The sequence below is a fragment of the Bacillus sp. GW823-FHT06B01 genome, assembly GCF_058952315.1.
The window spans coordinates 870,087-881,478 of sequence record NZ_JBXAHR010000003.1; the positions used below are offsets into that span (position 1 = coordinate 870,087).

General features: G+C 33.0%; 9 protein-coding genes. 6 read left to right on the forward strand and 3 right to left on the reverse strand.

Going from position 1 to position 11,392, the window contains the following annotated elements; translation table 11 throughout:
* Positions 1-135 precede the first annotated feature (135 nt).
* From AC1Q8N_RS17760 to AC1Q8N_RS17775, 4 genes are all read left to right on the forward strand, one after another.
* Positions 136-3,462 (forward strand): isopeptide-forming domain-containing fimbrial protein, encoded by a 3,327-nt coding sequence (locus AC1Q8N_RS17760; RefSeq protein WP_493521299.1) that lies wholly within the window; start codon positions 136-138, stop codon positions 3,460-3,462.
* Between the two features lie 40 nt (positions 3,463-3,502).
* The gene (locus AC1Q8N_RS17765; RefSeq protein WP_098068159.1) at positions 3,503-5,164 is read left to right on the forward strand and encodes a SpaH/EbpB family LPXTG-anchored major pilin; all 1,662 of its coding nucleotides are present in this window, start codon (positions 3,503-3,505) and stop codon (positions 5,162-5,164) included.
* 91 nt (positions 5,165-5,255) lie between these two features.
* Entirely contained in the window at positions 5,256-6,056 is an 801-nt protein-coding gene (locus tag AC1Q8N_RS17770) for a class C sortase (RefSeq protein ID WP_048543371.1), read from the forward strand.
* A gap of 21 nt (positions 6,057-6,077) precedes the next feature.
* A complete protein-coding gene (locus AC1Q8N_RS17775) occupies positions 6,078-6,905 on the forward strand; it encodes a class C sortase (protein WP_493521300.1) in 828 nt (275 codons plus the stop codon).
* A gap of 53 nt (positions 6,906-6,958) precedes the next feature.
* Here AC1Q8N_RS17775 and AC1Q8N_RS17780 read toward each other — a convergent pair whose 3' ends face one another.
* Entirely contained in the window at positions 6,959-7,138 is a 180-nt protein-coding gene (locus tag AC1Q8N_RS17780; RefSeq protein WP_001025744.1) for an H-type small acid-soluble spore protein, read from the reverse strand.
* Positions 7,139-7,204: 66 nt separating this feature from the next.
* The gene (locus AC1Q8N_RS17785) at positions 7,205-8,419 is read right to left on the reverse strand and encodes a helix-turn-helix domain-containing protein (protein ID WP_098080190.1); all 1,215 of its coding nucleotides are present in this window, start codon (positions 8,417-8,419) and stop codon (positions 7,205-7,207) included.
* Between the two features lie 119 nt (positions 8,420-8,538).
* On the opposite strand from AC1Q8N_RS17785, the gene AC1Q8N_RS17790 reads away from it, so the two are divergent.
* Both AC1Q8N_RS17790 and AC1Q8N_RS17795 read left to right on the forward strand, forming a co-directional pair.
* A complete protein-coding gene (locus AC1Q8N_RS17790; RefSeq protein ID WP_087983178.1) occupies positions 8,539-9,807 on the forward strand; it encodes an MFS transporter in 1,269 nt (422 codons plus the stop codon).
* A 126-nt stretch (positions 9,808-9,933) separates the two neighbouring features.
* Entirely contained in the window at positions 9,934-10,458 is a 525-nt protein-coding gene (locus AC1Q8N_RS17795; RefSeq protein WP_493521301.1) for a hypothetical protein, read from the forward strand.
* 40 nt (positions 10,459-10,498) lie between these two features.
* On the opposite strand, the gene AC1Q8N_RS17800 is transcribed toward AC1Q8N_RS17795, so the two are convergent.
* Positions 10,499-11,392 carry a LysR family transcriptional regulator gene (locus AC1Q8N_RS17800; protein ID WP_098080195.1) on the reverse strand — a complete coding sequence of 298 codons (894 nt, stop codon included), beginning with the start codon at positions 11,390-11,392 and terminating at the stop codon, positions 10,499-10,501.

Here is an 11,392-nt window from a genome sequence, read left to right on the forward strand (position 1 = left end):
TCTCTATATTAAAATGTATAAAATAGTAATAATTCACATATTTTGTTAACAAATCTTATGATTTATATTAGAATAATACATATAAAGTATATGTATATAATATGTTAGTAAAATTCATTGAAGGAGGTGACCTCTTTGCACAGTAGGATCAAAGAAAATGAAAAAGTATTAAACGTATTTGTAGTTGTTATGAGTTTATTCTTGCTATTATCTCAATTGCAATTTTTAAGTCCAATTGATACGGCAACGGCAGCAGTTACAGATGAAGAAGGTTTTAATAAACCAACCTATCAATCTATTCATAAAGGTGAGATGTATTCGACCGGTAATGTGAATTTAGGTATTAAAGCTACTGAAGCTCAGAAGAAAACTGCATTGTATTCAGATATAACGAATATTGTGTCTACAGCACCGAATGGCTATACCCGTGAACTTATTGATATAGATGATGATCCAACAACTACAAATTCATCTATGGCATATATTCCCGTTCCAGAAGATGCTGAAATTGAATGGGCTGGATTATATTGGAGTTCAACACGTTATGAATTAACGCAACAACAGTATGTATCACCAATTAAGTTTACTACTCCGGTAGGCAAGAGCTTTCAAGTAAAACCAAGTAATACGTATTACGGAAGTGGTTTACTTTATGGTTTTGGTATTGATGGTACTTATTATTCTAACTATGCAGATGTTACAAAGCTTTTACAGTCCTCTAATTCAAAAGGAGGAAGCTATACTTTAGCAAATATTCCTTATCCAAATACAAAACTTGCCTATAATTATGGATATTATTCTTTTGCTGGTTGGTACATGCTAGTTATCACGAAAGATAAGTCAAAAACAAGAAAAGCATTTACTGTTTATGATGGTGGATTGAAAAGAGCTACTGGATCAGGTGAAAAAGAATTCACAGTGAAAAACTTTCTTGCTTCAAAAACTGGAGATTTAGATCCAAAAGTTTCTGTTTTCGCTGTCCAAGGTGATAGATATTGGCAAGGTGATAAACTTTTTGTTCATACAGATAATACCTGGAAGGAAGTTACTGATAAGCTGAATCCAACAGGTAATATATTTAATTCCACTATTTCTGAATATGAGGAACATATGAGAGATAAGTATCCAGGTACTTTTAATCCCGATTATAAAAATAATTTAGGGATTGATGCAGATTTAATTAAGTTACCAGCAGGATATATTAAACCAGAGCAAAAGGAAATACGTTTAAAAGCTGCGACATCTGGTGATGACTACGTATTAAACACATTAGCCTTTGCAGTAAATGCAACGGCACCAGAACTTGTAATTGATAAGGAGGTAATAGATGCAAAAGAAAAGTACGATCCAGGTGATGAAGTTACATATCGTTTACAGGTGAAAAACATTGAACCGAATTCGAGTTCTGTTGATACAAAAATTGAAGATGTTTTAGATTCTCGTTTAGAATTTGTACCAAATTCGGTGAAAATCATTTCTGGTCCGAATACTGGAAATCAAACAGAACAGGTTGACTATGATGGAAAGACAAGAAAGTTAACAATAAGAATAGGTGAAGGAGCAAATGCTACAAAAGGTGGAATCTATACGGATAAAACACCTGAGACAACCATTGAATTTAAAGCGAAATTAAAGGGAGACAAGGTAGAAACAGAAATTCCCAATATCGCTGTGGTTCAAGGGATTGATGAGTTAACAGGAAGTCAGGTTGAAGCTAATGATTCTAATAAAGTAGTAGTTAAAGTATTACCCGAACGAGAAGAGAAACCTGGGAAGTTAGTAGCTACTAAACTAGCTAAAGATATAAACGGTGGTACGCTGAAAGTTGGCGACAAATTAGAGTATACAATTCATACTAAAAATAGTGTGCCAGATTCTCTCTTAAAATCTGTTAAAATTACGGATAAACTCCCTGAAGGAGTAGGATATGTTCCAAATACGTTGAAGATAAACGGGAAGGAACAAACGGATGTTGAAGATGAAGATCATGCACATATAAAAGATGGAACGATTTATGCTCATCTCGGCGACCTTAAAGGTGAGGAAGAGAAAGCAATTACGTTTGAAGTTGTTGTAAAGCCGGAGATGGCAAATAAGAAAATAAAAAATATAGCAATAGTTGAGACTGATAGTTCGAAAGATAAGGAAAAGCCAGAAGTTGAAACACCAGTTGACTCGTTGTCTGGTCAACTAGAATCGAAGAAAGAGATTATTGGTATTAAGCAAGAAAAATTCCATGTCAATGATGAATTAGAGTATCAAATTAAACTTCGAAATAAGGTAGAAAATGGGCTTATTAAAGATATGCGTCTAACGGATAAGCTTCCTGGAGGTATAGAGTATATAGCTGGTAGCATGAAGTTAAATGGGAATTTATTGACAGATGCAGTTGACGAAGATGAAGGATCTTATGAGGATAACACGATCAAAGTAAACTTTGGTGACGTACTTGATACAGAAGAAAGAACGGTAACTTTTAAAGTGAAAGTTACACAAGACGCATTACAAACGAAAGAAATTGAGAACATAGCGGTTGTTGAGGGAAAAACACCAGATAATGAAGATTTACCACCACAAAAACCGAATGTAAAAACGAATGTGGAAGCAAGGGAGCCTACGGTAAGAAAGAAGGTTTCGGATGCAGATGAAAAAGAAGTGGAAAAAGCGACATTACAAAGTATAGATGAAGAGTTTACATGGCATGTAAACTATAATTTTGGTAATGATGTTATGAACCTTGAAAAAGTAGTATTGCAGGATGACTTAGAGGATATTTTAACCATCTTACAAGTGAAACTTGTAAACAGCGATGGAGAAGAAGTAGAAGTTATACCGCAAATTGATGAACAATTAAAGAAAGTAAGTATTGAGTTACCGAAGCAGGACGGAAATTATACTTATCTTGCGAATCAATCGTATACGATGCATATTAAGTCAAGACTAAACGATAATGTAAATGTAGATATGCTAACGAAATACAATGTGGATGATGGTATTCCAAATAAAGCGGAATTACTGTTTGATCAGGAAAAAATTGTGTCAAATGAAGTATTCGTAGTACCACCAACATTAGGGAAGTTTGAGGTTGAAAAAGTAGATGCGAACGATGAAAATCTCAAATTAGAAGGCGCAGTATTTGAAGTAATAAGTAAAGATGGAAATACAGTATGTACATTAACAACTGATAAAAATGGTTTAGCAACTTCAACTCCATTAATAATTGGGAAATATACATTAAAAGAAGTACAGGCACCAAAAGGATATATGTTGATGAGAGAGCCAGTAGAAATAGAAGTGAAGTCTGGAATGGATTCACAAAAAATAAGAGTAGTAAATAAGAAGAGTGAATTTGTTATTCCAGAGACTGGTGGAATAGGGACAATTATTTATTATGCAATTGGTGGAATATTGATGTTGGTTACATTGTTCCTCTTTGTTAGAAAGAGAAACAATGAGAGATAGAAATAACAAAAGTAATGAAAATGATAGGGAGTGGACGACAATGAAAAAGATTTTTAGTTTATTTTTAATCTGTATGTTAGCTTTTTCAACGTTATCTAACATAATTGTTAGTGCGGAATCTAGGAGTACAGGTACTTTAACGATTCACAAATTTGAACAAAGTAAAGATTCTAAAACTAATACAGAAGGTAATGGGAAAGAAGGACAAGTTGTTCCAGAGGATGTAAAGCCTTTAGAAGGTGTAACTTTTGAAATTAAACGAATTGAGTCATTTGAAAAAATTTCAAATGATGGAACTGTTATAAAAGAAGATGCAAAACCAGTAAAAGACGCTGCAATAACAAAGGTAACAAACGCAAAAGGGGAAGCTGTTTTTACAGATCTTCCGCTAGGACGTTATGAAGTAAAAGCAATTGAAGGTCCAAAACATATTGCGTTGGATAAGACTACTTTTATTGTCGATATTCCAATGACGAGTGCAGACGGTAAAGATTTAAATTACGATGTTCATATTTACCCTAAAAATGAAACAAAACGTGGTTCAGTAGAATTCGTAAAAAAAGGTGAAGCCGGTAAAGTATTAAAAGATGCAGAGTTCCATTTGTTTAAAAAAAATAAAGATGGAACAAGTACACAAGTTAAGACACCGAGTTCATTAGTAACAGGTGAAGATGGTAAAGTTCGTGTAGATTCGCTAGAATATGGGGATTATTATTATTTTATTGAGCATAAGGCTCCAACAGGTTATTTAACTAGTAAAGAGGAGCGTCCTTTCTCTATTAAGGAATCTGGTGAAGTAGTTAAGCTGGATGATATAAAGAACTATAAAGAACCTACCATTACTAAAAGTATAAATAACGGTTCAAAAGTAGCTGGAATTAATAAAGAGACAGATTATACGTATGATATTAAAACACTACTTCCTGAAGATATTCAATCATATAAAAAATATGTTGTAACAGATATTTTAGATGATCGCTTGGAAATAAAAGGCCTACCAATTGTTATGGTTGATGGAAAGAAAGTTGAAGATGATAGTGTAAAAGTAGTTGTAGAAGGCCAAAAAGTAACCGCTACGATTGAAGATTTTTCAAAAATAAATGGAAAAGAGCTTCATTTACAAATTACTGCAAAAATTAAAAGTGATGTTGAATCTGGAGTGAAAATTCCAAACAAAGCAGTACTTGATTTTGTAAACAAAGATGATGTTTCATCAGAAAAAGATGGAAAGCCATCTAATGAAGTGGTGGTCACACCGACAACGGGAAATATTAAAATTGAAAAAGTTGATGGTAAGGATAAGACGCTTAAATTAGAAGGTGCGAAGTTCCAATTACAAGATAAAAAAGGTAATGTTATAAAAGTTAATGGGAAAGAAATGAATGATATAACAGATGCAAATGGTATTATTACATGGAATGAAATACCGTACGGTGAATATCAAATTGTTGAGACGGAAGCACCAAAGTATAAAGATAAAGACGGTGCAGTCGAACACTATCAAAAGTTAAGAGATCCGATTGATATTACAATTGATGAAAAACACCAAAAAATAGAGCTACAAGTTGAGAATAATAAGAGCGGTTGGATTATTCCAGCAACAGGTGGTATGGGTACAATTCTCTTCACAGTAGTGGGCCTTATACTAATGGCGGTAGCAACATTTATTTTCTTTAGAAAAAAACCTGTAAAAAATTCTTAATTTATATGTTTATAATAATTGAGTCTAGAAAAGAGGAAAGGCATATTGCTTTCCTCTTTTCCACATTTTATCCGTAGTGAAAGAGGCTATTATGAAACGAAATATAATTTTTGGAAGTATTTTTTTACTAGGATTAAGTATATTTCTCTATCCAACTGTAAGCAATTGGTTTGCAACAAGAACACATTATTCAGAAGTAAGTACGTATGATGAAGCGATAAAGGGGCTGGAGCAGGAAGAGATTGATCGTAAAGAAACGGAAGCACGAGAGTATAATAAGAAGGTACAAAATACGACGCAAACATTTTCAGATCCTTTTCGGGAAAAGGATGGTGAACGTAAAAGTTCTACTGTGGATATGTTAAATGTTGGTGATGTTATGGGGTATATTGAAATCCCAAAAATTGATGTAAACCTTCCAATTTATCAAGGGACAACAGAAGAAGTGTTAAGCCGTGGGATTGGTCAGTTGAATGAAACCTCATTACCAATAGGGGGAGAAAATACGCATACAGTTTTAACGGGACATCGCGGTTTACCTTCAGCGCTAATGTTTACTCATTTAGACAAAATTGAAAAGAAAGATATATTTTATATTCATACATTAGATAAAGTGCTTGCCTATCAGGTAGATCAAATAAAAGTTGTGTTACCAAATGAGACAGAAGATTTATTAGTTGTACAAGGACAAGATTACGCAACATTAATTACGTGTACCCCTTATGGAGTGAACACGCATAGGTTACTAGTGAGAGGACACCGTGTTCCATATGATGCTGAAGAAAAAGAAATGATTACAAAACCTTTCATTTTAGAAGATTGGATGATCGTTTTTCCTATTGGTATTATTTGCATTGTCCTTCTAACAATCTATTTAAAAAAACGAAAATAGTATGTATTGTGTGGTGAGTGTGTGAGAAGAGGATTCATAAGTTTAGTATTGTTCCTTGCAGGTTTATCTCTATTTCTATATCCATTGGTTGCTAATTTTATAAACAATTCTGTATATAAAACGAGAGTAATCCGTTACGAAAAAGTGGTTGATAATTTAAAAGTAGAAGATGTTAATGAGAAATTTCAGAAGATGGAAACATATAATAGTTTGTTAGGAAGAGTTGCTTTCAAAATAAATGATCCATTTGTTCAGGATGCTGAAGTAAATAAGGAATCGTTAAATTTTATAAATAAAGATGAGATATTTGGTACAGTTTCTATTCCAAAAATAAATGAGGAGTTGCCAATTTACTTAGGGGCGAGTCAAGAAAACTTAAGTAAAGGGATAGGGCAAATCGAAGGGACTTCATTACCAATTGGTGGGAAAGATACACATGCTGTTTTAGCAGGGCATCGAGGTTATCATGGGGCAAAGATGTTTCGCCATCTTGATTGGTTAACTGATGGAGACTTATTCTATGTAAAGGTATTTGGAAAGCAGCAAGAGTATAAAGTAGTTGGCCGTGAGATTATTAATCCTAATCAAGTTGATAAATTAAATGTAATAAAAGGAAAAGATAAAGTTACATTACTTACGTGTGAACCATATACATCAAGCAAATATCGTTTGTTAGTGTATGGAGAGCGAGTAGAAGCAGAGCAAAATGAAATTGAAAGACAAAACAAAAGTATAGCAGATGTGAGGAGTCATGAAACAAGAGATTTATTTGAAAAACTGTTTTTTGGCATAGTAGGTCTCATTGTAATTTGTATAGGGTTGTACGGTTTATTAAAAACGAAAAACTAGTGATGCAATATATAATAAAAGAAAATGCCACTTCAAAATCGAAGTGGCATTTTTTATATTTCCTCTAAGCTATTAACTGGAACCGTTAATTCGCGTCCTGGATTTTTTACTTCATATATGCGGGCGGTTTCGTTGCTTTCGTCGACGTGTTGAATCGTAACAGGCATGCCTTGAAAACTAACATTAGCTTGCTCCGCTGACACAGAAAGCTCTTTTGCACGTTGAATATTCATTTATATTCCTCCCATCATTATTATCTTTGCTAAAAAAGAGGAATAATATACCATTTAGAGACATTCTTAAAGTTTTTGTATTATTTGTAATGTTTCTTTAATAAATGAAGAGAAGATGGAATCAGGATAGCTATTTATCGCTTGAACTGCTTCTTTTGCTTCTTTCAAGGCAGATTTTTTATCTTGAAGTTCTATATAGCAAAGGGCACGATAAGATCCAGCTGTTAATAACCACGATTGATCAAGTGGATGACTCATATAATCCGGTATGATAGCACGATCTAATACTTCTAAAGCTTCCTTGTAATGTTTTAAACCATACAGAGATTTTCCTTTTTCAAGATAATACAGTCCATCGTCTTGAAAAATTGGTACATCTTTTAGTTTTTCTCGGAATTGTTCTAAATGTGCTAATGCAATTGTATATTCATTCGTAACGGTATTGTAGTAATAAGCTTTTAATATATCTATATTTGCAACAGATAAAGTATCTTCTGTAAAAATGGCAAATTGCTCAGATTTTTTTATGTAATATAAATATCTTTCTTTATCAGTTGTAATGATTTTTTGATAAGATAAAATACGGTAAAATTCATCTGTTTTATAATACACTTGATGTTTTTTTGAAAATGCAAGTGCATCTAAAATGACTTTTTCACATTTTTCATAATTACCATATGCGAGTAAAATAATTGCTTCTTTTAAATATAATTGTATATGTGTAATAAGATCCATTTCTAAATTCTTCGTTTTATATTCATCGCGAATTCTGGTAATCAACTGTAAACATTCTTTATATTTTTTCCGTTTGTAGAGCATATAGTAAAACAGTAGTTTCGTTTCAGTACTTTCGCGATACAAAGTATATTTTTCAAATATAGAAACAGCTTTTTCAACGTAATATTCGATATTATAATCGTTCATAATAGCCGCTCCAGTTATGAACTGTTTATATAAACGTGCTGTATTTAAAGTAAGAGGTAGTTCTTTTTGAACGATAGGTAGTAAAGTCTCATATACTTCATCGCATTTATTTGCTTTTATTAATGGCTCCATTTTTTGAATGAGTGCTACAATTTCTACATCATCTTCTTCTAATAAAAAACTCGTTTCACATTCAAGTTTTTCTGCAATATATTGTAATGTTTTCATAGAAGGTGTAGCTTTTCCATTTTCAATTTGACTAAGCATGCTTTTTGTCAATTCGGAACCTGCCAGTGCTGTTTGAGTAAGCTTTTTTTCTTTTCGTAATGCCTTAATTTTTTCTCCGAGAGTTGCCATATTGTAGCTCCTTTATAATCAAAAAAGTTAAATACAATTAAACTTTTTGTTGTAATAATTGGAAAGTTGATTATATAATAAGTTTAACACAATTTAACTTTTAAGGGGAGAGTGTCATAATGGAAGATGTAAGTATAGGTCAAGCTGATTCAAGAATGAAGATTGCAACGAGAAATATCATTTTAATGATGATTGGAAAGATGACGTCTTTGTTAGGGGCGGGTATTTATACGTTTGCAATGGGGTTATACGTACTAAAGACAACTGGTTCAGGAATGGGGTTTGCCATTACGCTCGTTTGCGGATCACTTCCAAGGATGATCTGTGGTCCAATTGCAGGTGCTGTAGCTGACCGTGTCAATCGAAAATGGCTTGTCATTGGTACAGATTTATTAAGTAGTTTAACGATGCTTATTATGTTTATTCTTGCTACTATATTTGGACCATCACTTCTTTTTATTTATATTTCAGCAGCATTATTATCAATTTGTGCAAGTTTTTATTCTGTTGCATTAACGTCGTCTATTCCGAGTTTAGTGGATGAGGGGCGTATTCAAAAAGCGAGTGCTTTAAATCAAACGGCAGCTTCTTTATCAAATATTTTAGGGCCGATTATTGGTGGAGTTGTATTTGGTTTCTTTTCAATTAAGTCGTTCTTTTTGTTAAATAGCATTACATTCTTTTTAGCAGTTATTTTGCAATTATTTATTGTGTTTGATTTATATAAAAAAGAAGTGGCTGAGAGTAAAGAGCATTTCTTGACGAGTATAAAAGAAGGTTTTTCATATGTAAAACGACAGCATGAAATATATAGCTTAATGAAAATAGCATTGTGGGTAAACTTTTTTGCTTGTGGGCTAACCGTTGCACTTCCATACATTATCGTCCATACATTGCATTTATCTTCAAAGCAACTCGGTACTGTAGAGGGAATGTTAGCAGTCGGGATGTTAATGGGGGCGATTGCTTTATCAGTGCGTAAAGAAGTGAATAATCCGTTTCGTTCTATTTATACGGGACTGTTTTTGTTTGCTGGTTTGAGTTTATGTACAGTCTTCCCGTTGTTAGTTACGATTCCAAAAGTGGCAAGTTTTATTTACTATATTGCTTTTATGATGTTAACGGGTATATCAATTATGATTGTAAATATTCCGATGCAAGTACATATGCAAAAGACGACAGATCCGAGCTACTTAGGGCGTGTGTTTGGCCTACTTGAAACAATTGCTACTGCAATTGCACCGCTCGGTATGATTGTATATGGATTATTATTAGATATGTTGCCAACTAGCATTGTTATGATGACATTAGGCGGAGGGTTATTGTTAGTTGTATTAGTTGGAGTAAAGCAACATATGGCGAAAAAACAAGTGGACGTGTCGGCTTAAAAATAAGAAAATAATAAAAATTCGACTTATCATTATAAAAATGACCAAATTAGTATTTTAGTTTTTGAAACTCTTTTTCATGTATGTTACAGTATAGTGAGCAAGCAAAGAAAAGGAGAAAACATCATGAAAAAATTAAGTTTTGTTATGCTTTTTCTATTAGTCGTGATGGCTGGATGTAGCAACTATGACACATATATTGAAACAGGTATGCAATCATTGAAAGATGAAAAATATAGTGATGCAACGATGTGGTTTGGAAAAGCAGAAAAAGAGAAATCAGGAAATGAAGCGAAATCATATAAAGAAGTTGCTGAGAGAATGGATCACGGGGCAACAGCATTAAAAGACGGTAAGTATTTAGAAGCGAAAGATATTGCAAATGTAGTGTTACAAATGAAAAAGGACGATGCACTTGAAACAGCTGTAACATCAAATGCAGAGAATATGCTTCAAAAAGCAAAAGATGTGGAAAAAAAAGTAAATGAAAGAGTGGCAAAGTGTAGAAAAGTAGAAGAAGAAGGAATTGATAAACTTATCAAAGCTGTCGATAGCATAGATGACGTGAAAGAAAAAGAGAAAAAATTTTCAGAAGCATTAGATAAGGCTGAAGAGGCACAAGCAAGAATTGAAGCGAAGAAAAATAAATAGAGTTGTAGTTTAAAAGGCTGTCGTGTATAACGACAGCCTTTTAACTTTTTTCTGCATAAGAAGTGATGCTATGTAGTAAAAAAGAAATAATTTTAGAATTCCATCTGTCCTCATGATGAATTGTATAAATGTTACGCTGAAATTCAAATTCAGGGATAGGTATGTAGCATAGTTCATTTCGTTGTACTTCTTGTTCAATAGCGAGTTTAGAAATAAAAGCGACACCATTACCGTATTTTAAAATTTGTTTCATCGTTTCTAATGAATCTAATTCAATTTCGGATTGGAATGTAATGTTATGAGCTAACATCCATTTTGTAAGTAAATCTCTCGTTGTAGATGGATTACGATGCAATAATATACGTTCCTTTTCAATGTCTTGTAATAATACATTTTCTTTTTTTGAAAAAGGATGTTCTTTGGAGAAAACAAGAACAAGTGTATCAGGCATTACAATCGTCTGTTTTAAAAGTGATTCATCAAACGGTGCCGCAGAAATTACCCCGAGATCAATTTCATGATTTTGTAGCATTGTTCGAATTTCAGGAGCTGTTTTTACCATAAGTGTTATTTTTATATTTGGAAATTCACATTGAAATTGGTGAATAATTTCTGGTAAAAGATAAGTCGCTGGTACATAACTAGCGCCAATTGTTATAGCGCCTTTATGAAAATCTTTAAACTCTTGCGTGACCCGCCTAGCTTCTTTCATAAGTGCATCTATTTTACAAGCATAATGATGCAATGCCTCACCAGCTTCTGTTAAGAAATATCTTCCAGAACGTAATTCAAATAAAGACACACCGAGTTCCTCTTCTAAGCTTTTTATATGGAATGTAATAGTAGGTTGTTTCACACCAAGTTTTTCTGCAACAATCGTAAGCTTTTTATATTTCTTAATAAGCACTACAATTTCTAATTTTAAGAGATTCAT